Annotated in this window: 20 protein-coding genes and 2 pseudogenes; 19 read left to right on the forward strand and 3 right to left on the reverse strand. The window is 58.0% G+C overall.

Features of this window, described 5'->3' with window-relative positions:
* Positions 1-900: 900 nt before the first annotated feature.
* From FH061_RS25730 to FH061_RS25745, 4 genes are all read left to right on the forward strand, one after another.
* Complete coding sequence (locus tag FH061_RS25730; RefSeq protein WP_151638694.1) at positions 901-1,290, forward strand: hypothetical protein; 390 nt, start codon at positions 901-903, stop codon at positions 1,288-1,290.
* On the forward strand, positions 1,208-1,690 hold the full coding sequence (hfq, locus tag FH061_RS25735) for an RNA chaperone Hfq (protein ID WP_225984890.1): 483 nt from the start codon (positions 1,208-1,210) through the stop codon (positions 1,688-1,690). Before FH061_RS25730 ends, hfq begins: the two co-directional genes overlap by 83 nt.
* 955 nt (positions 1,691-2,645) lie before the next feature.
* Positions 2,646-3,182: a DUF2058 domain-containing protein gene (locus FH061_RS25740; protein WP_151638695.1), complete on the forward strand. Its 537-nt coding sequence runs from the start codon at positions 2,646-2,648 to the stop codon at positions 3,180-3,182.
* Positions 3,183-3,427: 245 nt separating this feature from the next.
* Positions 3,428-4,636, forward strand: a complete 1,209-nt coding sequence (locus FH061_RS25745) for a cyanophycinase (RefSeq protein WP_192805262.1) — start codon at positions 3,428-3,430, stop codon at positions 4,634-4,636.
* Between the two features lie 269 nt (positions 4,637-4,905).
* On the opposite strand, the pseudogene FH061_RS31275 reads toward FH061_RS25745, so the two are convergent.
* Positions 4,906-5,037: pseudogene (locus tag FH061_RS31275) on the reverse strand (precorrin-3B C(17)-methyltransferase); the annotation flags it as partial.
* 310 nt (positions 5,038-5,347) lie between these two features.
* On the opposite strand from FH061_RS31275, the gene FH061_RS25755 reads away from it, so the two are divergent.
* The 7 genes from FH061_RS25755 to FH061_RS25785 are packed head-to-tail and all read left to right on the forward strand — an operon-like array spanning position 5,348 to position 12,820.
* Positions 5,348-5,752 carry a hypothetical protein gene (locus FH061_RS25755; protein WP_151638697.1) on the forward strand — a complete coding sequence of 135 codons (405 nt, stop codon included), beginning with the start codon at positions 5,348-5,350 and terminating at the stop codon, positions 5,750-5,752.
* Between the two features lie 10 nt (positions 5,753-5,762).
* Positions 5,763-6,155, forward strand: a complete 393-nt coding sequence (locus tag FH061_RS25760; protein ID WP_151638698.1) for a type IV pilin protein — start codon at positions 5,763-5,765, stop codon at positions 6,153-6,155.
* Between the two features lie 11 nt (positions 6,156-6,166).
* Complete coding sequence (locus tag FH061_RS25765; RefSeq protein ID WP_151638699.1) at positions 6,167-6,676, forward strand: pilus assembly FimT family protein; 510 nt, start codon at positions 6,167-6,169, stop codon at positions 6,674-6,676.
* A 35-nt stretch (positions 6,677-6,711) separates the two neighbouring features.
* Positions 6,712-7,266 (forward strand): type IV pilus modification protein PilV, encoded by a 555-nt coding sequence (gene pilV / locus FH061_RS25770; protein WP_225984891.1) that lies wholly within the window; start codon positions 6,712-6,714, stop codon positions 7,264-7,266.
* Positions 7,263-8,363 carry a PilW family protein gene (locus FH061_RS25775; RefSeq protein ID WP_151638700.1) on the forward strand — a complete coding sequence of 367 codons (1,101 nt, stop codon included), beginning with the start codon at positions 7,263-7,265 and terminating at the stop codon, positions 8,361-8,363. Before pilV ends, FH061_RS25775 begins: the two co-directional genes overlap by 4 nt.
* Entirely contained in the window at positions 8,360-8,929 is a 570-nt protein-coding gene (locus FH061_RS25780; protein WP_151638701.1) for a PilX N-terminal domain-containing pilus assembly protein, read from the forward strand. Before FH061_RS25775 ends, FH061_RS25780 begins: the two co-directional genes overlap by 4 nt.
* 15 nt (positions 8,930-8,944) lie before the next feature.
* Entirely contained in the window at positions 8,945-12,820 is a 3,876-nt protein-coding gene (locus tag FH061_RS25785; protein WP_151638702.1) for a pilus assembly protein, read from the forward strand.
* A gap of 303 nt (positions 12,821-13,123) precedes the next feature.
* Here FH061_RS25785 and FH061_RS25790 read toward each other — a convergent pair.
* Positions 13,124-13,533: pseudogene (locus FH061_RS25790) on the reverse strand (IS3 family transposase); the annotation flags it as partial.
* Between the two features lie 279 nt (positions 13,534-13,812).
* On the opposite strand from FH061_RS25790, the gene FH061_RS25795 reads away from it, so the two are divergent.
* The 3 genes from FH061_RS25795 to FH061_RS25805 are packed head-to-tail and all read left to right on the forward strand — an operon-like array spanning position 13,813 to position 16,961.
* Positions 13,813-15,537 carry a tannase/feruloyl esterase family alpha/beta hydrolase gene (locus FH061_RS25795; RefSeq protein WP_151638703.1) on the forward strand — a complete coding sequence of 575 codons (1,725 nt, stop codon included), beginning with the start codon at positions 13,813-13,815 and terminating at the stop codon, positions 15,535-15,537.
* Positions 15,538-15,549: 12 nt separating this feature from the next.
* Positions 15,550-15,774: a hypothetical protein gene (locus FH061_RS25800; RefSeq protein ID WP_151638704.1), complete on the forward strand. Its 225-nt coding sequence runs from the start codon at positions 15,550-15,552 to the stop codon at positions 15,772-15,774.
* Positions 15,771-16,961: an acetyl-CoA C-acyltransferase family protein gene (locus tag FH061_RS25805; protein ID WP_151638705.1), complete on the forward strand. Its 1,191-nt coding sequence runs from the start codon at positions 15,771-15,773 to the stop codon at positions 16,959-16,961. The genes FH061_RS25800 and FH061_RS25805 overlap by 4 nt, the downstream gene beginning before the upstream one ends.
* 152 nt (positions 16,962-17,113) lie before the next feature.
* Here FH061_RS25805 and FH061_RS25810 read toward each other — a convergent pair whose 3' ends face one another.
* Positions 17,114-19,084: a helix-turn-helix domain-containing protein gene (locus FH061_RS25810; protein ID WP_225984892.1), complete on the reverse strand. Its 1,971-nt coding sequence runs from the start codon at positions 19,082-19,084 to the stop codon at positions 17,114-17,116.
* Between the two features lie 435 nt (positions 19,085-19,519).
* Between FH061_RS25810 and FH061_RS25815 the strand changes: the two genes are divergently transcribed.
* From FH061_RS25815 to FH061_RS25835, 5 genes are all read left to right on the forward strand, one after another.
* Positions 19,520-20,410, forward strand: a complete 891-nt coding sequence (locus FH061_RS25815; RefSeq protein ID WP_151638715.1) for an SDR family NAD(P)-dependent oxidoreductase — start codon at positions 19,520-19,522, stop codon at positions 20,408-20,410.
* Between the two features lie 357 nt (positions 20,411-20,767).
* Positions 20,768-22,402: a 3-(methylthio)propionyl-CoA ligase gene (locus FH061_RS25820; RefSeq protein ID WP_151638716.1), complete on the forward strand. Its 1,635-nt coding sequence runs from the start codon at positions 20,768-20,770 to the stop codon at positions 22,400-22,402.
* A gap of 43 nt (positions 22,403-22,445) precedes the next feature.
* Positions 22,446-23,690, forward strand: a complete 1,245-nt coding sequence (locus FH061_RS25825) for a branched-chain amino acid ABC transporter substrate-binding protein (RefSeq protein ID WP_151638707.1) — start codon at positions 22,446-22,448, stop codon at positions 23,688-23,690.
* Between the two features lie 102 nt (positions 23,691-23,792).
* Positions 23,793-24,740 carry a branched-chain amino acid ABC transporter permease gene (locus tag FH061_RS25830; protein ID WP_151638708.1) on the forward strand — a complete coding sequence of 316 codons (948 nt, stop codon included), beginning with the start codon at positions 23,793-23,795 and terminating at the stop codon, positions 24,738-24,740.
* A gap of 1 nt (position 24,741) precedes the next feature.
* Positions 24,742-25,706 (forward strand): branched-chain amino acid ABC transporter permease (locus FH061_RS25835; protein WP_151634665.1); only part of this gene is annotated, 965 nt, incomplete at its 3' end.

Below are 25,706 nucleotides of genomic sequence, written 5' to 3' on the forward strand. Positions count from 1 at the left end.
ATTCGGCATGCACGCTTGAAAGAACCTGGTGATACGCCGACCAGCAATGATGCGAATACGGAGCGCGTAGAAGCTTATCAGGCATAGCCTAGCGCAAGCTGGGTGATTTGCCGACCTTGTCCGCGCCTTTCCGGGGCGGAGAAAAATCTTCCGTATGCCAGTGTTCAAAAGCTTTCGGCAACGGGCGCGCAGAGTAAACGAGGGCAGGATTGGCTGAAACAGCGGTTCGGCAATACGGGCATGTAATCATCCCTGCGCATATGGCCTCACGCGCGAAACACCGGCTGTAATGTTCAAGTTCATAAAGCCTGCGACACAGGGGATTACTGCATTTTTCCAGATGAACTGACATGGCTGTCTCCGCTTTTAGTTTTTGTCAGCGTGGTCACGATGAAGTGCATTGTGTAGCTTAGCTGATCTTTGTGTAAGAGCAAGGATTCTTTGAAAGAATGTCATGTCAATGAATTCCTGCTTGATCTAGTGCGATGGGAGGTATATCAGTCTGGTCTCCCGCCATGGGATTTATTGCACTGCCATATGACTTTTCATCGCGCTTCGTGCACAATCGCGGGGCAGTATAAAAATCCAATAAAGAGCATAGGCAGGAGACACATAAAAGCCCGCAGCATGACATTGCTGCGGGCTTTTACCTTCACGGCTTGTTATAAGATTTTGAAATATCTGTCATTCGCATTCGAAAGAAGACGGCAGTGTTAATGCCCGGTAAGATGTCCTCGTCTCCTCCAACTCTCCTTGAATTGGATTCGCCCGCACTCTGCAAGGATTGCGGGCTTTTTTCTTTAAGCCGCAGCAGGTGACCGGCGGTTGGCAACCTCTGCAAACATTGAGTTTTTGATCCTCTTGCCAGACTGGGCGCAATGGCGCGCCAAAGGATAGAAATTGATCATTGAACATTGTGACAAGATCGATATCGCACGGATTCTGATTGAACGCATTGACGGCGTGGTCATGCGCGCGCGCGTCAGCACATTGGCCCTGGCGAATGCCGTACTTGAACGCTGGGCGAATGATGCACCCGAAAAAGGTGAAGGTCAGTGTCAAATTCAAATCATCTTTGAGGATGGTTTTCAGTATCAAAGCCGCATCGGCCTGAAGCGTTCCCAGAAACGAATTTCCCTAGCGCGGCATCTGCGTCAACAGCTTTCAGCAATGGCAACGCCCCAGTCCGGCCGCCGCAAGAAAAAGATTGACAGCGAAGCAGCCGTTTGCCTGGTGCAGCCAGGACCGGCTTTTAGCGTGGAAGCCATGTTGGCCAGGTATGACATCTAGCGTCGAAAGCAAGCCGGACCTTGCACCGGAAGGTGACCATCCTGAAAAGTCGGGAAGCAGGACGCACAAGAAGCGCGGCAAGAGCGATCTCCTGCAGGCGTCCTTTCTCAATGACCTGCGCAAGCAGCGGATGTCGGTTATCGTCTATTTGGTAAGCGGTGTGAAACAAGCTGGCATGATCGAGTCATTTGATCAGCATGCCTTGTCCTTACGCCTTGGCAGCAGCATGCAGCTCATCTACAAGCATACGATCGCCAGTATTGTGCCGGCGGCCAAGGCCATTACGGCATCGCCTTCCGTATCGCCTCGAGCCAGGAGTGCCGGCGGTCGCGCGGATACGGCGGTGACGCCCGTGATCTTGCGTAAAGCGCCGCGCCGCATCCTGACGCGCGAAGGATAAGAAGCCCAGGGCATATGCTGCCCAAGCGTCCACATCTACCTTCTCGGCTGGACCTTGTCCATTTGCCATGGCTCTTGGCGACACCATCGAGCGACCTTGAGGCAAGCGAATTATCGCCGAGGGTATTCATCGGGACCGGTGCGTTCCAGTCACAGCCATTTCGTCAAAGCCAGCGGTCTGCTATGGCTTCGCCTGGCGATCATTGCGCCGATTCCCAGGGCAAAGCGGCATTCGGCTCTGTCGTGCTGCTCGTTGCTCACGACATCGGAACGCTACTATCAAGATCGAAGGCGACATCCCTGTAAGCTCACTAAGCGGGCGGGGCAAACCCTGTTCATGGCCAACGTTGGCAACCAACACGACGCATCGTGGCCGTAGCCGATGCCTGATATGAAAAAGATACGGAGACACGGCCGCGTTCTCGGGCATGATGGCCCTGCGGTGGAAGCGTGGGAGCAGACTTTAACGATCTCTAAACATCCACCGGATATGATCGAGATTCCATGGGCATTGTTTGAACGCTTAATTGTGACGCTTAGCTACGCTGCTAAATGGAGAAAGTCCAGCTTAGGAGTTCCGCATAGAACAGTAATCGACGGTGATTTTTTCATTAGAGCGGTTTCACCCTGACCTGCCTGCCGATACCTGATAGATTGCCTCCGGCACGGCGTTGTGCCTCCTTGTCATGGTCTGGCCATGTCGCGTCGCCGCGTCTTGTTCCAACGGCAATCTGCCTCGGCCTCGATTTCGACTAGGCCGGTCAAGGTGAAAACGTTCTAGCCGCGTCACGAGGCTAAGGACGACGGCACCGTTATAATCTTGGGTCGGCGCCAGAGGACTCTGATTGTTGTTAACTGTCCCGCAGGCCGCAAGCAGTCGTGTCCCCATGCGAGCGTGATGGTTAGCGATGATTAGCGATGCTGCCTGAGTCCGCCCCCTATTTATGGAGTAGAAAATGGTTTCTTTGCAAGAGCAGCTTTTGAAAGCCGGCCTGGTCGACAAAAAGAAAGTGAAACAAGCGAATCACGAAAAAAGCCGGCAGAAAAAGATCGAGCTTCGAAGCGGCACACAGAGTGTCGATGAAGCGAAGGCGGCCGCAATTGAAACACAACGAAAAAACGCCGAGCGGGCACGCGAACTCAATGCCCAGCGCGATGCGGCAGCCAATGAAAAAGCAGTCATGGCGCAGATTGCTCAGATGGTGGAAAACAATCGCCAGAGCAAGGGGGCAGGGGACATTGCTTACAATTTCACTCACGGTAATAAGGTCGAGCGCATCTATGTGTCGGCTGCGGTGCAGAAGCAGTTGATGGCCGGGAATCTCGTCATCGTCTGCCATGGCAGCGCTGCTGAACTGGTGCCAAGAGTTATTGCCGACAAGATTGCCGAGCGCGCTCCCTCGCTTGTTGTAAAAGTGAACAAGACTCGTACTGAAACGGATGTGGACGACCCTTATGCTGCCTTCCAGATTCCGGACGACTTCACCTGGTAGTAAAACAGTATCCTCAACACCGGATTCCGCCCTGAGGATGCCTACCTGACAGACGGTTCGGATAGAAGCCTTGCGGCACGGTAGATTCGGAACGTCCTGCGCATATCGCCGTGATACAGCCACCAGTACTCAATGGCAATCACGGTTTGATGCTGCTCAACGGTACGGTGCGTAGTATCGGCACGAAATACAAGGCACGGCATAGTTGGCTGGCGGCTTTGCCACCGCAAAATCAAGGAGACGCCATGCTGTTCAAAAGCCAACGCCAGTGCGCCCATTATCTGGTCCGCACCTTCATTGTCGCCGCAGCTGCTGCCAGCCTGTCCGCCTACGCTGGCTCCGACAAGATTTCCGGAGGCGGCACCAATGTTAGCGGCAAAACATCCTATGCCTACTATGTCACCGGTGATGCGAACCGTACGCCGGACATCCGACAACGCCCCCGCTCGCCATCGACGGTGCTCATGGGCGGAGACAACGATGTCGACGAGGCCTTTCGCTGGATGATTACCCGTGCCGGCGTCACATCGTCTTCGGGAGGTCGCTTTGTCATCATTCGCGCTACCAGCAGCGATGGCTACAATTGTTATGTTTATTACTCGAATTATCCGACATGCAGCACTACGGGAGCCGCGCAGTCAGGCTCAGTCGGTGGCGCCGCACTCGGATTGTCGTCAGTGGAGACCCTTGTCATCCCGTCGGCAACTGCCGCCAATGATGCGAAGGTCAACGAGATCGTCGGGCGCGCCGACGTTATCTGGATAGCCGGCGGCGACCAGGCCGACTACTATAAGAACTGGCGTGGTACCGCGCTGGAGCAAACTCTCAGCCAGGCGATCTCGCGTAACGTCCCAGTCGGTGGGACCTCGGCCGGCATGATGGTGCTGCCACGGTTTGATTTCGCGGCGCTGCGCGGTTCGGTGACTTCGGCACAGGCTCTCGCCGACCCATTCAACAAGTACATGAGCATCGAATCCGAGTCCGGCGCACAGCCGGCTTTCATTGTCGCACCGGGACTTGACGCGGCCATTGTCGACGCTCATGTCGACGAGCGCGACCGCATGGGGCGGCTAATGACATTCATGGCACGCCTTATCCGGCAGGAGGGCGCCACTGGCTGCGCCGGCGGCGTGCTATCGGGCTCGGCAGGCGCGTCCAACGGCGCTCGGGCCATCGGGCTGGCGATACAGACCGCGCTCCTGATCGAAGGGCCGGCCGGCTCGCAGACGGCACGGCGCGTTAGCAATGCGGGTGTCCCCGGTTCCGGGGCGGCTTACCTGCTGCAACCGTCCATGGCGCCCGAGACCTGCCTATCCGGCAAGCCGCTTACCATGCGCGGTATCTCCGTACGCAAGATCACCGACAGCCAATCGTTCAACTTCTCGAACTGGAGCACCCTTCCTTACCGGGAAGCGAACGTTGTCAACGGTACGCTGAGCAACTTCGCCTACTGACCAGCCTGGTCGAGCCCGAGGCAAATTGCTGCTGGAACAGGGCGTGACGCCTTGCCGACGGCGATCGGTCCAGGATCTGCAGGCAGGTCAGAGTGAAAACGCTCTAGGCTGTGTTTGATAAGCTGCTGCGCGATACGGATTGGCGCCTGCGGTGCTCGGCGTGCCCTGCATACGCGTGCGCTCCGCAGCGCCAATCCGAACCGCTCGCAACGCTTAACAAACACGACCTGGAGACACGGTACCTCTCGCCTGCTCGGACAAGGCCGGATATCGAGCGTCGTGAATACAATATTCTGACGGCGACGGTACGCGCTCTTTACGATCGCCACCGGTGTGCCGGGGCGGCGATGGCGCAGGTACAGACGCTGGGCCTCGACGATCCTAGCGCTATTCGGGTTGTACGAATGCGCCCCGGACGCATTGCCTTCGACTTGCCGTTAACTGCTGTCGAAGAAAAAGCTCCTTTCCACTCTCCACGAAGACCGGAGCGATCCGCGTACCGCCGATTGCCCTGTGTCCGCGCCTTCGCTGATTCTGAACGGAGCCCGCCCATGACTGCAGGGCCCACCTGCCGCTTGTCTATCGCCATTCGTCGAATGTATTTAGGCAACCGCCGGCACGGGCAGCCGATGCCATGTATGTGCTCGCGGCCTCTACGGCAACGTGCCTGCTCTCGAGATGGTGCTGCAGCTGTTCGAAGCCGAGACATCCGTGGACAAGCATCTGACCTTCAATGGAGACTTCAACTGGTTCAATATCGACGATGCCAGCTTTGCGCGCATCAACGAAACGGTGTCTTCGTCTGTACTCGTTATCGACACGAGTAGAACGACACGCTGGCTTGGCATTGCGTGCCACATCGGGAAGAATGGCGCGTCGCCCCTGTTTCTCCGGCGTACAAGTGAGTCTAGTCAGCCTGGCTTTGCCCATGAAGAGGCGGGGGTGTCGAGGGGCGTCCTGCCAGCGGTTTCATCGAATTGCCTGCTGGTTTGGCATGCTCCATTCTTGATCCGTTCAAACCGGCGGCTTGTGTTTATAACAACCTATAAGCGGGCGGGGCATCATATTTTCCTTTCCTATGGGCAATTTTTTGGGATGCCATGTCATTATCGGTAAAGGAAATACCATGAGAGTCGCCGCAAGAAATGGGTTCACGCTGATCGAGATGATGATTGCCGTTGCGATTATCGGCATCCTGGCAAGCATCGCTTACCCCTCATATACAGAACATATCAAGAAGTCCAACAGGGCTGCCGCGCAGGCGCATCTGGTGGATATTGCGCAGCATCAGACTCGATACTTGATCGACAACCGCGCCTATGCAAGTACTGTTGCCTTACTCGGACTGTCAACACCGGAGAAGGTAGCCAGCCTATATACGGTTCAGATTACCGTGGCCGACGCCTTGCCGCCAGCGTACACCGTGACAGCAACACCTAGAACAGGCACTGCCCAAGCAAGCGATGTCGTGCTTTCCATCGACAGCGCCGGTACGAAGTCCCCAAGTTCCAAGTGGTAGTAATTAACTAAATGCGCTGCGTTCAAGATCCTCGTTTCACTTTTCCGAAGCCATGTTCCTTCCACCTGGCTTTGGGTGGATTCACGCTCATTGAACTGCTTGTCACGGTCGCGATTGTTGCCATCCTGGCAGCTGTCGCCGCGCCGTCCATGTCGGCGATGATCGCTAATCAGCGCACAAAGTCGGCTGCAGCCGACTTGCAGATGTCGATCATGCTGGCACGCAGTGAGGCACTCAAGCGCAATGCCAGTGTAGTTATCAGCCCCAATACTGAAGGGTGGCAGGCGGGCTGGCGCGTTGCCACGGTTGATGAAGACCGCAACATCCACAATAAAAACGCGAGCGGCGGGCTTTCCATCGTCGGACCTCAATCGATGGTCTATAGTCCTTCTGGCCGTTTACGCAGCGGCAGCGGCGACATCATTTTTGATATTTCCATCTCGTCGTCCCCGACGCACCGGTGTGTCTCGATAGATCTCAACGGACGGCCTTATCAGCGCTCGTCGGAAACCCCATGTTGACCCATCCACAGCATCCGTCGCGTCCGCCATCCAGGATGGCTGGCGTCTCCCTGATCGAAGTGTTGGTCACGGTCCTCATCCTCGGATTCGGGCTGCTTGGCCTGGCGGGGCTGCAAAGCAAGCTGAGCATTGGATTGCTCGAATCGAAGGAAAGAGCCCAGGCGCTCGTGATGCTGACCAATCTGACCGAGAGAATTGACGTCAACCGCCAGAATGCTGCAGCGTATGTCTCAACGTCGCCGCTGGGCACGGGTGACCAGCAACCCGTCGACTGCACTACCACGACAACACAGGCGGCGCGTGATCTGTGCGAATGGAGCCACGCGCTGAAAGGGTTTTCAGCGACGAAGGATAACGAAGCGGTCGGCACAATGCCCGGCATGCGTGGCTGCATCGCGCAGGTGCAGACCGCGGACGAGACCAGCGGCGTGTGCAGGCCGGCAGTTTACCGGGTTACGGTGGCATGGCAGGGAATGCACCCGACCAAGGCGCCGGCAGTTAACTGTGCCAACGATGCTTACGGCAACGATGACAAGATGCGCCGCGCTATCTCCACGCAAATCTCGATAGGTCTTCAAGGTTGCCAATGACCCGCATTGCATTCCAAGATCAAGAGGTATTGAACATGCGTCAGCATCACTACGGGCTAAGTCGAGGTTTCTCGCTGGTGGAGTTGATGGTGGCGGTCGCGCTCGGCTTGATACTGTTGGCAGGTCTGTTCACGTTGTTTTTGACCAACAGCCGATCGTACAGGGAAATCGACAATGCTACGCGTCAGATTGAGAACGGTAGATACGCAATCCAGCTGCTTACAGATGACATTCGAATGGCGGGCTATTACGGCGAGTTCGACCCGACAGAGTTGGCGACGCCGGCGTCGCCACCTGACATCTGTGACACCACGCAGGCCAACCTGATCGCAGGGATGCCGTTGCACGTGCAAGGTCTTGATGCGGATGCGAACACTCCAACATGTATCGCTGACAGGAAGACAGGCACCGATATTCTCGTCGTCAGACGTACCGCCGCCTGCATCGCCGGCACCGCAGGTTGCGACGCGCTGACCGCTACCGTGCCCTTTCTCCAGGCGTCCACCTGCAACAGCATGGATGAACTCGAGTCTGGCAATCCTCTCAACTATTTTATTTTGCAAAACGGACCGGACAACGCTGCAACATTCAAACTGCGCAAGCGAGATTGCTCCGATGCCGGCTCAAAAACCGGGACACGGGCGCCGCTGCGCCGGTATAGGACGCATATCTACTATGTTGCCAACAACGATAAAGCGTCCGACGGCATTCCGACCTTGAAGCGCCTGGAGCTAGGCGCGAACGGATATAGCACAATCCCGCTAGTCAATGGCATAGAAAACTTGCAGATCGAATACGGCCTCGATCTCGACGCAGTGGGCTCTCCGAAGGTCTATACCGCAGATCCAAACAGCTATGCGGCCTGCGCAGGTACCGCGTGCGCCAAAGCGTGGCGCAATACCATTGCTGTCAAACTTCACGTTCTCGCCAGGAACACAGAAAAGACGGCTGGGTACACCGACGTCAAGCAGTATTCGCTGGGCCTTGCCGGGAACGGCGAACCCAATCTGGCCGGTCCGTTCAACGACCCGTTCAAACGACACGTCTATACGACGGTGGTGAGCATGAACAATCCGGCAGGGCGGAACGATCAATGAATAAGCATCTAAACAAGCAGCAGGGCCTGACCTTGATCCTCGCATTGATCTTGCTGGTGCTGCTCACCCTGATTGTGATCACAAGCGTCAACATGACCAAGGGTAGTCTGCAGACGGTAGGCAATATGCAACAGCGCAACGAAGCCTATTCGGCCGCGCAGGAAACCATCGCGGAAGTCATCAGCAGCACGCGCTTCATTGACACGCCCGACGATGCGCTGCCCTCGCCCTGCAATGGGGTACCCAATACCAAGTGCGTTGACACCAATGCAGATGGCAAAGCTGACGTCGCCATCAAGCTTGCAAAGCCACCGACTTGTTCGAAGGTACAAGCAGTCAAAACGGCCAAACTCGATTTGGCCAAAGAACAAGACGTGGGCTGCGTCGTCGGACAACAACAGAATTTTGGCACGGCCGGCGCCGCAACCGGCGCCTCCCTTTGCTCTGACAGCGTGTGGGAAATACAGGCCGAAGCCACCGATGTCGTCACCGAAGCAAAAGTCGAGATAACCCAGGGCGTCGCCGTTCGTGTGAGCAATGACGCGGTATCGACCCAGTGCCCATAGCAAGGAACCCGACCTATGAACCGCATTACATTCGCTGCCGTCGCAGGCTCTCTGTTAGGGGGCGCATCTCTTTTTGCGTCACTGCCAACCGCTGCTGAGGATATTGACATCTTCGTTGGCGGAGGTAGCGCAGGTTTTGGCAAACCCAACATTCTGATCGTGCTCGACAACACTGCGAACTGGTCGCGCCAGAGCCAGCAATGGCCGGGCGGATCCACCCAGGGACAGTCGGAAGTCAACGCCATTAAGCGAATGATTCAAGGGCTGGACACGTCAGTCAACGTGGGCTTGATGGAATTCGTGACTGGCGGCACGGCGAATGACAATGGGGGCTTCATGCGATTCAACATCAGCCCCATGTCCAGTGAAAATAAGCTCAGTTTTGGCCAGAAGTTAAGCACCATCTACAACAATATTACAAGCCCCGACGAGAAGCGCAATTCGAACACGCCGTATGGCAACCTGATGTATGACGTGTTTAATTACTACGCAGGCGCCAACTCTTATTCGCCAAGTGGCGTTCTACCCGCGCCCATTGCCGATCCGAATGGATACGCAACACCTTACAGTCGCTTCAAATCGCCGCTGTCACTGTCAAATAGCTGTGGCAACAACTATGTGATTTTCATCGGCAACCCCAACCACAACGGGCCGGCGTCCGACTCTTCGGCCAACACGACAGCGCTTGGCAATCTGGGCGGCGATACTACCCAACTTAAACTACCCCAGGTCACGACGCAGACCACAACCAGCGACGTCGTGTTGGGTAATACCGCCCAATGCTACAGCGACCGCGCCAGCGCCGAAACTGCGTATGGCTACGGCTGGAACAGCGATGACAATCTTTGCCAGTTATATTCGGCGATCGGCTCGTTGAGCGGGTCGGCAACAGACCGTGCGTCTGTTACCTGCAAAAAGTTTACCAACACAGGTAATGCAGTGGCTACCGCGAACGAATATCGCAGCCAGTGCAGCGCGTTCACTCAGGGCTGTAAATTGGGTAGCGTCATTCCGACGCCGACCACGACCGAAGTCACTTCCAGCTTGACAGGCTATCTGGCAAGCGCGCCGGCTGCTACAGCCGCCGATGCCGGTGCCAAGGCCGGGTTGGCTTGTCCGTCCAATGCCAGCTCCTGCTCATATACAGTTGTCGCGGCCGATACTGCACCGGCGTATGGTGTGCAGACGGCGTCAACGAACAGCTGCTACTACACTGGGTCGGGACAAAATCCGGGCAATCTGCCTGTCTGGTCCGATCCATTAGCCAATGGCACGCACGACTACGGCACACTGAGCTGCCCGGCAGATTACACATGCACGTACACGAAGGTCGGCAATGACCAGGATGCGACTTGTCAGGGCGCAAGCGGCAACGTGAAGAAGGCAGTTATTCGTCAAACTGCAACACCGAAAACACGCTATACCGTCACTCGCACTGCAACAATCGTTGGAGGGACCTGTCCTGCCAATACGAACCAGTACCAGGTCGTTGGCGCTAATACCGTTTATGTCAACGGCGTGACCAGCAATACCATGGTCGACAGCGGCCCGCGCAATGCTGACGAGTGGGCACGCTTCCTGTTCAAGAAAGGTGTGCCTGTCCCCGACAGTTCCATCAAGTCGTCGGTAGTTACCTACACCATTGACGTCTATAACAAGCAACCCAATGCCGAGCAGAGCTCGTTGCTGATGAGCATGGCGCGCGAAGGCGGCGGCAAGTATTTCGCCGCAAAGAACGAAGATGCGATTCTCACTGCGCTGCAGACGATCATGGTCGAAATCCAGGCAGTCAATACGACATTTGCCTCGACCAGTCTGCCAGTCAACGCGACCAACCGTACCCAGAACGAAAACCAGGTTTTCATCGGCATGTTCCGCCCCGATTCGGGTGCGCGGCCACGCTGGTTCGGCAACCTCAAGCGTTATCAGCTCATCAATAACGGCGGGGTGATTGAACTAGGCGATGCCACCGAGCCTATTCCAAAGATCGCCGTCAACAGCCAGACAGGCTTTTTGGCAGAATGCGCGGCGAGCTACTGGACGACGGAATCCGCCAATTACTGGGAACGTGTCACAGATGGTACGCTTCCCGTCGGGCAGTTACTTGATCCGAAAACAGTGATGGGCCAGTGCCCCGACAGGGACCCCTATTCAGATGCGCCTGATGGTCCGTTGGTGGAAAAGGGAGCGGTCGCGCAAGTCCTTCGTCAAGGCAATTCGCCGACAGTAACCAGCAAGGCGCCGACCTGGGCAGTCAACCGCAGCCTCTATACCCAGACAGGTGATTCGCTGACTGCTTTCGATACAACAAGCTCTGGTCTTTCATCGAACCTGGTCAATTTCATCAGCGGTTATGACGTCAACAATGAGAAGGCTAATAATGCCGTCGCCGAGACGCGGCCTTCAATTCATGGCGACGTGATCCATTCACGCCCGTTGCCAGTGAATTACGGCGAGAAGGGCATTACCGTTTTTTACGGTGCGAACGACGGCACGTTCCGCGCAGTGAATGCCTCCAACGGCAAGGAGCGCTGGGCTTTCATCGCCCCCGAGTTTTTCCCTCGCCTGTCACGCCTGATGACTGACAGCCCGCTGATCAGCTATCCGGATACGAAGGTCGAAGGCAGCATTCCGAAATACTATTTCTTCGACGGCTCGACAGGTGTCTATCAGAATGGCGACAACCAAAACCCGGTAGTATGGGTATTCCCGACCATGCGCCGCGGCGGGCGGATGCTCTACGCGCTGGACGTGTCCAATCCGGACAGCCCGACCTTTAAATGGAAAGCCGGCTGCCCGAATCTTGACAACGACTCAGGCTGCACATCCGGCATGAGCGGCATCGGTCAGACATGGTCGACGCCGAATATTGCGTTCATCAAGGGGCACTCTACCGAAACGCCGGTGCTGGCAATTGGAGGCGGATACGATAACTGCGAGGACGCAGATACGCGGTCGCCCACATGTGCCAACACGAAGGGCGGATTTGTTTATATTCTTAACGCCGGGACGGGAGCGCTGCTTGCCGCGTTCCAGACCGAGCGCAGCGTGGCAGCCGATGTGTCGTTCGTCGACGCGGATGGTGATGGCTATCCGGATTATGCCTATGCGGCCGACACCGGCGGCAACCTGTATCGCGTTGACTTCGTGAGCTCCAACAAGACGGTGCAGGGATCCGCCGGCTGGACAATGCGTCGGGTTGCCTTCACAAATGGCGGCTACCGCAAGTTCCTGTTTGCGCCGGCAGTGCTAGCCAATAAGGATAAGGTATATGTTGCCATCGGAACCGGCGACCGCGAGCATCCACTCGGCACGCAGTACCCGTTTAGGGAAAATGTGCTGAACCGCTTTTACGTCTTCAAGGACGATCTTGCTTCGACGACGACAGCGGCTGACCTCGATAGCCTCGCTAACTACACCAACTCGACAAGCTGTTCGACGCCAGCGGTATTGCCGCAGTCTGAACTCAAAGGGTGGTACATGGACTTGAACCAGTACGGAACGGGCGAGCAGACCGTGACAACGGCGTTGATCGCCGGGGGCATGGTGACCTTCAGTACCAACAGGCCCGTACCAAAGGCCGCCTCGTGTTCGGCATCGCTGGGCGAGGCCCGCGGTTATTGGGTCAACCTGCTCAACGCGTCAGGCGCTGTCGGCGTGACAGGCAACTGCGGCGGTACGCGCTCTTCGGTGTTCGTCGGCGGTGGCTTGCCGCCGTCGCCGGTGCTCGCAAACAGTGTGCCGATCAACAAGAAGAACACGACCGTCGTCATCGGAGCCACTCGCAGGACCGGAAGCGGCGCCGATATTTCGATCAGTCCTCAGGAAATCAAGCCGATCATCAGTTCGAAGCGCAAACGCGCATATTTTCACACCAAGGAAGATAACTAGAGCGTTTTTGCCCTGACCGGCATGGCCGAGGCCGGGGCCGATTGCCGCTGAAACGAAGCGTGACGACGCAACATGGCCAAGCCATGGCAAGGAGTCACAACGTCGTGCCGGCGGCAATCTGTCCGGGATCGGCAGGCGGGTCAGGATGAAACCGCGCTAATGACTTTACGCAGCTCCCAACATTCCTGGCGGTCCGGTACTGAAAGAGGGAGAGTCTGTGCTGGTTAGCAAGAGGTTCGGCCGCCATTAATTGTCCATCGTACTTGTGCGCTAGCATTTGGCGCGCTTGTGGGCTTTGCAGTGCAATTTGGTGTGGTTTGCCTCGACGCCCTTGCGCCGCAAGAGTGCATGAAGGCGCCGATAGCCGAAGCGACGGTGTTCGCCTGCCATTTCGACCATGCAATTTTGCAACTGCTCGTGGTCGGGTTTGGCCTTGCCTTGATAATGCAAGACCGTGCGTGACAGTCCCGCAAGCAAGCAAGCAAGCAGGCGCGGCGCTCGGAGATTTTCGTCTTCTCCGGCTTTGCCGCCACCGCCTCACGCCTGGCCTGTTGGCTCAGCGCTTTCGGCTCAAAGCGACCTTCAGTGCTTCTGCATCCAGCATCGATTCGGCCAGCAGCTTCTTGAGCTGACCATTCTCCGCCTCCAGGTGTCGCAGCCGGCACCGGCATGCCGCCGCACTTGGCGAGCCAGGTGTAAAGCGATGCATCGCTGGAGCGTTTTTGCCCAGACCGGCCCGGTCGAGGCCGAGACAGGCAGGTCAGGTAAAACCGCTTTAATCCCGTATATCTGAAGGGGTGGACAAACCCAACATTCTTCTCTTCTTTTTATGTCGCCTATCGACATTGCGTTGCGTAGAAGCATATCTAGAATGGAACGACGTCGAGCCAAACCGGAACCTTACTTTTTGGATGTGCAGGACCATATCGAAAAGGCCGCCCAAGACGGAACAGGTGCTCACGCGAAGCGCCATCATCTTTATCGGAGACAATATGAAAGAGCCAAGATCCAAGTTCGGAGTGTCATGCTCTGCCGCAGTCGCAATGGCATTGGCAGCATGCGGCGGCAGTAGCGGAGATTCGGTCCAGGCCAGTTCGCCCAACACATCCGCTGCATTGCCGCTCGCATGTTCGCAACTCGCCAATACGGCCATACCTGCGGCATCAATCGGCTTGCCGACATCCGGCGGGACCGTGACCGCAGCCTCGGTAGTTCCGGCGAGCGGCACCGGGGCGACGGCAATTCCGGAGCACTGTCTCGTCACGGCAAGCATTTCACCGGTCGACAAGACTGCACCGAACATTCAGTTCAGAGTGGCACTGCCGACGGTGTGGAATTCAAAGGTCGTCATGTTTGGCGGCGGCGGCTTTGATGGAAGCATACCGAACGTCACCGGAAATGTGCCGGCGGGCCCGACGGACAAGTCGACTCCGCTCGGCCGTGGTTATGCAACATTTGCAAGCGACTCGGGGCATCAGGCGAACGCCTTCGGTTCGCAGGACGGATCGTTCGCCCTGAACGAGGAAGCCGCTCGAAACTTCGGCGGCGATGCACTCAAGAAAACCCGCGATGCGGCGATCCATCTGATCAAGGCAAGATACGCGGTGGAGAAGGTGCAAAAGTCTTATTTTGCCGGCGGTTCGACCGGGGGACGCGAAGCACTTGCCGCAATCACACGGTGGCCCGCCGACTGGGATGGAGCCATCGCCTGGTATCCGGCCTGGAATGATGCAGCCGCCTTGCTCGGCGGCCATCGGATGAACCGCGCGCTGGCAAAGCCGGGAGCCTATCCGAACACGGCCAAGCGCGACCTGATCTACAAGGCGGCCATCGCTGCGTGCGACGGTCTGGATGGAGCAGCTGACGGCCTTATCAGCAATCAGCAACGTTGCAATGCCATCTTCGATCCGGCGACCGCAAGCTTCAATGGCAGGCCGCTGCGCTGCGAAGGCGGAACGGATACCGGGGATACCTGCCTGTCAGATGCGCAGATCAGCGCTCTGAAGACGATCAATACCGATACCCGCTTCAACTTTTCGCTGGCGAGCGGGGAAACCCATTACCCGGGCTACAACGTGTGGGGAGCCGACCTTGGCATCACCACCAATCCGTCGCCGCTGCAGCCAACCGTCACCTTCCTCGCGCTTGGCACCACGCAGCCGGCGATGCCGATGCCGAGAACCGCGCCATACGTAAGCGTCCTGCTGGATCAGTGGATCAAGTATTCCGTCACCCGCGATCCCAATTTCGATTCCCTGACGCTTGATCCGGAAAATCCCGGACCCTGGGCTGGAAGGATCAGCGAACTCAGTACGCTGCTGGATACGAGAGTGGATCTGAACGCTTTTGCCGCCAAGGGTGGAAAACTGCTTCTCGCGCATGGCTTGTCCGACGTACTGGTAAGCAGCCGTGCAACGGAAGAGTACTACCAGCGCCTGCAAAGTCAGATGGGCCCGTCGGAAGTGAACAAGTTCGTGCGCTACTATGAAGTGCCCGGATATGGACATGCGGTCAGTACAAGCTTCAACGCTTCCTGGGACTCGCTCACATCGCTGGAGAACTGGACGGAGAAGGGGGCAAGCCCGGCCAATGAGGTGGTGGCGGATACCGCCGGCGTCCCGGGACGGACACGACCGCTGTGTGATTATCCGAAGTGGCCGAAGTACAACGGTACGGGCGATATCAACCGCGCTGCCTCGTTTACCTGTTCCAATTGATAGGACGATAGGATGGAAGCCGGCGGCGAAAATCTGCGCGTCGGCTTCCATTCTATGCTTTGTTTCAGTAAAGCAGTAACCACCCATCGCGCAAGCTTGCAGGCTGGAACGGCATCTCGCGACACCGCCTGCAAGGACATTGCAGGCGGTCATCGCGTCACTCAGGCATGGCGCTCCTTGCCAGTGCCGGTTGCCGCAATTCAACTCCCCGTATTTCCGCAAAGAGAATCTGCATGACCCATCAGAAAGACATTGTTATTGCCGGCGCCGTTCGAACGGCCATTGGCACCTTCGGCGGCTCCCTCAAGGACCACTCCGGTTCGGATCTTGCAACCATCGTCGTCAGGGAGGCATTCGAGCGCGCCAGGGTCGATCCGGCATCCGCGCAACACATCGTCATCGGCAACGTCATCCAGTGCGAGCCCAGGGACATGTATGTTTCGCGCGTGGCCGGCTTGAACGCGGGCATGGCCAGGCACTCCGCGGCCCTGACCTTGAATCGCCTGTGCGGTTCCGGCCTGCAGGCAATCATCACCGCGGCAAACGCCATTCAGCTAGGCGATGCCGAGATCGCCGTCGGCGGCGGCGTGGAAACCATGAGCCGGGCCCCCTACGTCATGCAGACCGGGCGCTGGGGCAACCGGATGGGCGATGCGAAGCTGCTCGACATGCTGCTGGGCGCCTTGAATGACCCTTTCGGCGCAGGACATATGGGCGTCACCGCCGAAAATGTCGCGGACCATTACCGGATTTCCCGCGAAGACCAGGATGCATTCGCCGCCGAAAGCCAGCGCAAGGCGTTGGCCGCTATCGACGCTGGGCATTTCAAGTCGCAGATCGTATCCGTCGATATCAGGAACCGAAATGGCGTCGCGTGCTTCGACACCGACGAGCATCCCAAGCCCGGTACCAGCGCCGAGACGCTGGCCGGACTGAAACCGGCATTCAGGAAGGAAAGCGGCACCGTGACAGCGGGAAATGCCTCCGGCTTGAACGATGGCGCCGCCGCATGCATCCTGATGAGCGCGGAGACCGCGTCGCGAGCCAATATCGCACCATTGGCGCGTCTGATTTCCTATGCGGTGGCCGGCGTCGAGCCATCGATGATGGGAATCGGCCCCGTGCCCGCAGTCCAGCTCGCCCTCAAGCGCGCCGGTCTCTCGCTGGATGACATGGACGTCATTGAATCCAATGAGGCGTTTGCCGCCCAGGCCTTGGGAGTGTGCCGCGGCCTGGATCTCGATCCTGCCAGAACGAATCCCAACGGCGGTGCGATCGCGTTGGGGCATCCGCTCGGCGCAAGCGGCACCATCATTACCGTCAAGTGCCTGCATGAATTGATCCGCACCGGCAAGCGCTACGGTTTGGTCACCATGTGCATTGGAGGCGGGCAGGGTATTGCGGCTATATTCGAGCGTCTATAGCGCGAGTTGCCAATGAATGTACGGTCGCCCCGGCCTGGCCTGGGCGCACCGCAGCATTTTTCGTTACCTGTGTGGCACGCCGCACGGGGCTCCCGCCTTGTCCCGCAAACCAAGGCAGACCGATTCTTCCGCACACCCGCCCGCAGTCCGCCCTATGCGGTCAGGCTCCACAGGCGCAGTGCCACATGAATCTCGAGCGCTCGACTGGGGCTGCTCCAGTGGCCAAGAAGTTCGTCGACATTCGCCAGGCGTTGCCGCACCGTATTGACATGGATTTTCAGGCTCGCAGCGGTTGATTTGGCATTTTGATTGTTGTCCAGGTATTTCAGCAGCGTGTCGGCTATTTGGGTGCCTCGTTTCAGATCGTGTGCGATCACCGGCCCGACACAGGCATCGATGAAGGCTTTCAGGCTTCCCTGGTCATGCGACTCGAACAGTACCGAATACAGCGCCATCTGGTTCTGGTCAATGACCTGTCCATTGATGCCGATGCGCTGCAGGACAGATAATCCCCGCCGCAGCGAACCGTACACCACGCGGAAAGCCTCGACCGTGGCGATCGGCCTGGAAAGGATGCCGCAGAAGGCGCCGTTGAATTCGCGCCTGGCGATTGCGCTGAACTCCCTGACCACATCCTGAGCCTTCGTCGTGGCGCACAGGATGGCCAATGTGCCATCCAGCTCATCGAGGACAAGGTCGGAAAAGCGGTTCTCCGAACGCAGCCGGCGCGCCACCGTTTCGGGGCCCGGATGCTTCGTATCAACGAGGATCAGGGAAAACGCTTGCGAGAGATCCAGCCCCAGGCGTCTGGCACGCTCCAGCGTCGAGCCCCGTCCCTCGAGATGGGTGGCGACCAGCGAGCGCAGCAGTCCCGAGACCTCGCGGTTCCTGCTGGCCTCCATGCGTTCCTGCGATAACAGCACGATCGCCATGACGCTTGCGCTCCGCTCGAAAGTGCGGACTGAAATCTCGTCCAGGTCTTCGTGGCGATACAGCAGCATCGCACCCAGTACGTCATTGCCGCCGATGACGGCGGCGACTCTGCAGATTTCCCCGTCCTTGCCGCCGTCCTCCCCGCTTTCCTTTGCGAGGGCGATCACCGAGCGGCCGCCCTGTCTGCTTTCCCGTATGGCCCGTGTGATGGAAGCGCTGGGCGCGGTGTGCGGCGCATAGGCATCGCTCAATATTCCCTTGTATTCGGCGGAGCTTGCGCGGCTGATCACGTGAAAGGCTTCGTCCAAAACAAGGACGCTGCCGCCCAGCAGCTGGGCGACGGTTTGCGTGAGCGTGATAAGCGATGCGCCTTTCGCAAGCAGCGCGGTGAGCTGTTCATGGGCTTCCGCCGCCTTTTGCACGTCACGCGCATGGCGTTCAAGCTCGGCACGCGCGTGATCGGCCTTCTCCAGCGCCATCTTGGCCTGTTCGAAAGCCTTCGCATTCTTGATGGCCACGGCGGCATGTGTCGCCAGCGTGCTGAGAATGGCGATATTGAGTGCGGTATGGGTACGCTGATATCTGTCGGCGACGAACAGCAGGCCAATCACGTCGTCATCAAACAGCAATGGCACGCCGGCCATGGCGGCGACACCCTCGCTGCGAAATGTGCTGTCGAGCGCCGGGTCATGCGGGAAGCGATTGTCGAGCAGATAGTTGGGCGTATAGAAGGGCAGGCGGGTGGACAACACCATGCCTGCAATGCCATGTTTCCGGCTTGCGGTCATCTTCGTCGTGTTGATGGAAATGGCGCCGTCGGTTACCTGCACCCGGAATTCTTCCGCTTCCTCGTCGTACACGGTAAGCCATGCGAGGTGAGATCCCAGCAGTGTCCTGGCCCGGGTCACAATGGCATTCAGCAAGCTCGTCAGATCAAGGCGGCTGGAGAGATCCTTTGCGGAATCCACCATTGCAAGCAAGCCCTGCTCGCTTAACTGATGCTGTTCCAGTTCATGCTTTATCGCCATTGCCATTCTGATGGTTTCCAATGCGTCGATCTTGCCAGCCGCATCGTTCGGCAGCCTTTCGATCGCCGCAAGGCGAGCGCTGAAATCGTCCAGAGCAGCATCGCGATAAAGCAGGGCGATAAGATCAAGGGCGGTTCCACCAGCGACATCACTTGTATTCATGGCAATCCTGCCTTCCTTTGTTTCAGACATCTCCGCGGCATCGTCTCGGGCATAGTCGGTGGAACGCGTGCCCGGTCACGACTCTGAACCTGACTGTACGTTAATGCGTCGCCGACCACGATGTCGTGTAGGCACATAACAAGGCGTTAAAGATGTTCAATCTTACATAGATTCCGAGGAGCGTGTTTGAGAGACTGGACGCCATTCAATGAAGCGGCCAAGTAGTCCGCCAGACTGAGTTCTGCAGCCATTGGCATTTATATAAGCATGAAAATTCATCGCCACCCTGGTGAGCTAGCGACTATTCCAAGCTGTGAAACACGGCAGAAAACCAGGGCAGACAGCGTTGTAAAAACAGTCGGAGCCAACACGGCAGGTAGGCGACAGCCTCACATGCACGAGGTGCGAACAGCTTTAAATCAAGGAGGTAATGTAATGAAGAAGTATCTGGAAGGCCGAGTCGCCATCGTCACTGGAGCAGGCAGCGGCCTGGGGCGTTCGCATGCATTCGCACTCGCAAGGCAAGGCGCCAAGGTCGTGGTTAACGACATCAACGGCCGACACCAGGGTGCGCCCGGGCGTGAAGTCGCGGATCAAATCATTCGCGATGGCGGCGCCGCGATTGCGGACGGCGGGGACGTCAGGAACATGGAACAGATGGAAGCCATGGTGTCGCGGGCGATGGGGGAATGGGGGCGTGTCGATATTCTGGTGAACAACGCCGGCATCTTGCGCGACAAGAGTTTTTCGAAAATGTCCATCGACGACTTCCGGCTGGTGCTCGATGTTCACTTGATGGGCGCAGTGAATTGCACCAAGGCCGTCTGGGAGCAGATGCGCGCCCAGCGCTATGGCCGCATCGTCATGACTTCATCCTCATCAGGACTGTATGGGAATTTCGGCCAGTCCAATTACGGCGCCGCAAAAATGGCGGTGGTGGGCCTCATGCAAACGCTTGCCCTCGAAGGCGAAAAATACAACATCCGGGTGAACTGCCTGGCGCCGAGCGCGGCCACTGCCATGACCGAAGGTGTTCTTTCTCCCAAAGACCTTGAAGGACTCAGTCCCGAAGCGGTAAGCCCCGGAGTGGTGGCCCTTGCCGCCGCGAGTGCCCCTTCACGGATGATCCTGCTGGCGGGAGCGGGCAGTTTCGAGGCGGCCAACATCACGATGACACAGGGTATCCATCTCCGCAATGCTGCCGATCCTGTCACGCAGATCATCGAACGCATCGCAGAGATCCGCGACCGGCGGGACGAAATTGTTCCGGACGCCGGATGGGATCAATACCGGCTGGAGCTCTCGAAAGCCGGCCTGCTTTCTTAGCTTGTGGTGAACGGTGAATAGCGCATCAATGATGCATCCATGGAAAGCCGTTGCGTGATTTCGAGGAGTGGATTGCAGACATGATGAAGTCCGAACAGTGTCTGTCTGCACATAGCATTTCGACGTCGCATGACCGACACTGATGTTGCCGGGCCTGATCATCCGGGCACCCATCACCCAAGCATCGGCGGACTACCGTCGGACTGAATCATCAAGTCGGAAACCGGAGCGGCGCTCCGGATGTTCCGAATCGGAACACGAAACTGATTCATTAATTAACCGGCCTTCAAGGCCATCTTTCTGGCTCCTTGCAATATGACACCGGACAATATTCCAGACTACCCGAAAAGCCCGTCGATGGGACAGATGATGCATCAGCCCATGCTGATCTCGAGCATCATCCAGCACGCCGACCGACATTTCGGTGGCAAGGAGATCGTATCGCGGCGAGTGGAAGGCGACATCCACCGCTATACCTATCGGGACTGCCACAAACGTGCGCGCCAGATGGCGAATGCGCTCGAAAAACTTGGCGTGCGAATGGGAGACCGCGTGGCCACGCTGGCATGGAACGGCTACCGTCATCTCGAGCTCTACTACGCGATTTCGGGCAGCGGCGCGGTTCTCCATACTATCAATCCGCGTCTGCACCCGGAGCAGATCGCCTACATTGCCGATCACGCCGAAGATAGCTACGTCTTCTTCGACCTGACCTTCCTGGACCTCGTCAAAAGCCTCGCCGCCCACAGCAAGACGGTGAAGGGCTATATCGCCATGACCGATCGGCACCGAATGCCCGCGGCGTCGGGCATTCCCAACCTGATGTGCTACGAAGACCTGATCGAGAACAGCTCCGACCGTTACGCATGGCCCGTATTCGACGAGAACTCCGCATCGACCCTTTGCTATACCTCGGGCACGACCGGCAATCCGAAGGGCGTGCTTTACTCGCACCGTTCCACGATATTGCATGCCTATGCCTCTTCGCTTCCCGATGCGCTCAACGTGTCGGGGCGCGAAGTCCTGATGCCGGTCGTGCCCATGTTTCATGTCAATGCCTGGGGTTTCCCCTACTCGGCCGCGCTTGCCGGAGCAAAGCTGGTGTTGCCGGGGCCGATGCTCGATGGACAGTCGCTTCATGAGCTGATAGAGCAGGAGGGGGTAACCGCTTCGGCTGGCGTGCCCACCGTCTGGCATGGCCTTCTACATTACGTGGAACGGAAATCATTGGGGTTCAAGAGTTTTCGCCGCATCATCATCGGCGGCTCCGCATGTCCGCCCGCAATGATGAAGTCGTTCCGCGAGAAACACAATGTGGAACTGCTCCATACCTGGGGCATGACCGAGATGTCTCCCTTGGGCACCGTCTGCACGCTGCAGAATCATCATATGCACCTGCCGCAGACGGAGCAGGAGGCGATTTTGCAGAAGCAGGGCCACGTGATTTATGGCGTCGACATGAAGATTGTCGACGACGCAGGAAACGAGCTTCCCTGGGATGGCCGTACCTGCGGCAATCTGCTGGTGCGCGGACCCTGGGTACTCGAAAGCTATTTCAAGAACGGCGACAGCGAGCCGGCGCAACTGTTGCAGGACGGCTGGCTGCCTACCGGAGATGTCGCCACCATCGACGCCGACGGCTATATGCAGATCACCGATCGCAGCAAGGACGTCATCAAGTCCGGCGGCGAGTGGATCGGTTCCATCGAACTTGAGAACGTCGCCATGGCGCATCCGGCGGTGCAGCAGGCGGCATGCATTGGCGTATTTCATCCGAAATGGGATGAGCGGCCCCTGCTTGTGGTGGTGAAGAAGGCCGATGCGGAAGTCACCAGGGATGAATTGATCGATTCCTTCGCGGGGAAGGTCGCCAAATGGTGGACGCCGGACGATGTCGTGTTCGTGGATGCGCTACCGGTCGGCGCCACCGGCAAGATTCTGAAGAATGAAATTCGCAATCGGTTAAGGCATCACAGGCTGCCGACGATTTGAAGAAACAAAGCAGTGCCTAATTATTCCAACAAGGAGACCTTGCATGACAATCCAAATTCGCCCCGTATTCATGGCCGCCGCCATTGCCGCAGCATTGTCGGCACCGGCGCTCGCGCACGCTGATAACGTGAAGATCGCGTTTATCGATCCGCTCTCCGGCCCTTTTGCCCCGGTCGGCCAAAATATACTGAAGAGCTGGCAGTACGTTGCCGACATGGCCAACAAGGACAAATGGGCTGGCGGCCACACCATTGAAGTGGTCGGCTATGACAACAAGGGAAGCCCGCAGGAGTCGCTGACCGTACTGAAGTCCGTCATCGACCAGGGCTATCGCTACATCATCCAGGGCAATGGCTCCGGCGTGGCGCTGGCGCTGGTGGATGCGGTCAACAAGCACAATGAGCGCAATCCGGGCAAGGAAGTCATTTACCTCAACTATGCCGCCGTCGATCCCGATCTGACCAATAGCAAGTGCAGTTTCTGGCACTTCCGCCTTGATGCCAATTCCGACATGAAAATGGAAGCGATGACTTCTCTGATGGAAAAGGAAAAGGACCTCAAGAAGGTCTACATCATCGGTCAGAATTATGCCTTCGGTCATCAGGTCACGAAAGCCGCCAAGGAATACCTGAAGCGCAAGCGTCCCGACGTGCAGATCGTCGGCGACGACCTGCATCCGATCGGCCAGGTGAAGGACTTCTCTCCCTATGTTGCCAAGATCAAGGCATCGGGCGCCGATACGGTCATCACGGGCAACTGGGGCGCCGACCTGGCGCTGCTGATCAAGGCCGCCCGGGAAGCGGGACTGACCGCCAACTTCTATACCTATTATGCCGGCACCACCGGCGTGCCCACTGCGATGGGTGCGTCGGGCGAGGGGCGGGTCAAGACAGTCACTTACTGGAACGCCAACGGTCCCGGCGCAACCGGCCAAAACATCGTTGAAGGCTTCAAGAAAAAATACAACGATGACTACACCGTGATGGCAACCTATACCGGCATCAGCATGCTTTCGAAAGCATTCAAGGAAACCGGTTCAATCGAACCCTTGAAAGTGGCGCGAGCCATGGAAGGAATGAAGCTGGCCAGCCTCAATGGCGATGTGGAGATGCGCAAGGCGGACCACCAGCTGCAGCAGCCGCTGTACATCACGACATGGACCAAGGTGAACGGCAAGGATGTCAAGTATGACCAGGAAAACACCGGCTACGGCTGGAAGACTGACAAGAAAGTGGATACCTACGTCGCTTCCCAGCCATCATCCTGCCAGATGAAGCGTCCGGACTAACCGCCATGCCCGAGTGGAGTGCCGCTACCGGCGGCATTCCGGTTTGCCAGTTGATCGGGTGCGCCATTGCACATATTCGTATTAATGTTCTAGGGGTTAGGTGTGGAGTTTATCGCTATTACTTTGCTTAACGGCCTGAGCTACGGGCTCCTGCTGTTCATGCTGTCGTCCGGCCTGACGCTGATCTTCAGCATGATGGGCGTGCTCAACTTCGCGCACGCCAGCTTCTACATGCTGGGCGCCTATTTCGCCTATGCCATCAGCACCAAGATCGGCTTCTGGCCGGCCCTGGTCGTCGCGCCGCTCCTGGTCGGCGTCATCGGCGCCATGGTCGAGCGCTACGGCCTGCGCTCGGTCCACAAGTACGGCCACATCCCCGAGCTGCTGTTCACCTTCGGCCTGTCCTATGTGCTGGTCGAACTGGTCCAGCTGATCTGGGGCAGGGCTGCCGTGCCGTATCCGATTCCCACCGAACTCGACGGCCCGCTGTTCACGCTGTTCACCACCACCTTCCCGATGTACCGCGGCTTCATGATGCTCATCGCCATCCTGATGCTGGTGGCCATCTTCCTGGTGCTCACCCGCACCCGCATCGGCCTCGTCATCCAGGCCGCGCTCACCCATCCCGACATGGTCGAGGCGCTCGGCCACAACGTGCCGCGCGTGTTCATGCTGGTCTTCGGCGGCGGCTGCGCGCTGGCCGGCCTGGCAGGGGTGATCGGCGGCAACGCCTTCGTCACCGAACCCGGCATGGCCGCCACCGTCGGCTCCATCATCTTCGTGGTGGTCGTCGTCGGCGGCATGGGCTCGCTGGTCGGCGCGCTGCTGGCCTCGCTCCTGATCGGCGTGCTGCAGACCTATGCCGTGGCGCTCGATTACTCGTTCGCCACCGTGCTGGCCTGGATCGGCACCACCGTCACGCCGGAGACCTTCGGTTTCCCGGTCCTCAAACTCACCATTTCCCAGGTCGCACCCATCCTGCCCTACCTGCTGCTGGTGCTGATCCTGATTTTCCGGCCGCGCGGCCTGATGGGCACACGGGAGGGCTGACATGAATACCAATACCCTGACAATGAAAAACACCATGACCTACAAGCCCATGAACCTCGGGCGCTGGATCATCTGGGGCCTGTTCGCGGTGATCCTGATCGTGGCGCCGCTGATCTTCAACAAGGGCGCGTCGCTCTCCATCCTGTCGCAGATCGGCACCGTCATGATCTTCGGCCTGTCCTACAACATGCTGCTGGGACAGGGCGGCATGCTCAGCTTCGGCCATGCGGTCTACTCCGGTCTGGGCGCCTTCTTCGCCATCCATGCGATGAACCTGGCCACCGCCGGCAAGATCTGGATGCCGGTCACGCTGATTCCCTTCATCGGCGGCCTTGCCGGCATGTTCTTCGGCATGCTGTTCGGCTATGTGACGACCAAGAAGTCGGGCACGACGTTTTCCATGATCACGCTGGGCATCGTGGAACTGGTGTTCGCCTGCTCGCTGATGTTCCCCGAGTTCTTCGGCGGCGAGGGCGGCATTTCCACCAACCGCGTCTATGGCGAGAAGTTCATGGGCATCACCTTCGGTCCGCAGATCCAGGTGTATTACCTGATCGCCGCCTGGCTGTTCATCGCCACCGTGGGCATGTACGCCTTCACGCAGACGCCGCTGGGGCGCATCATCAACGCCGTGCGCGACAACCCCGAGCGGGTCGAGTTCATCGGCTATGACACCCAGTGGGCGCGCTATCTCACGCTTATCCTGTCGGGCTTCTTCGCCGGCATCTCGGGCGGGCTGTCGGCGATCAACTTCGAGATCGTCACCGCCGAAAACGTCAGCGCCCTGCGTTCGGGCGGCGTGCTGCTGTTCACCTTCATCGGCGGCGTCGGCTTCTTCTTCGGCCCCATGATCGGCGCCATCATCGGCGTGTTCCTCACCGTCATGCTGTCGGACTTCACCAAGGCCTGGCAGCTGTACCTGGGCGTGTTCTTCATCCTCATCGTCATGTATGCGCCGGGCGGCAT

This window comes from Noviherbaspirillum aerium, assembly GCF_008929045.1.
GTDB lineage: Bacteria > Pseudomonadota > Gammaproteobacteria > Burkholderiales > Burkholderiaceae_D > Noviherbaspirillum > Noviherbaspirillum aerium.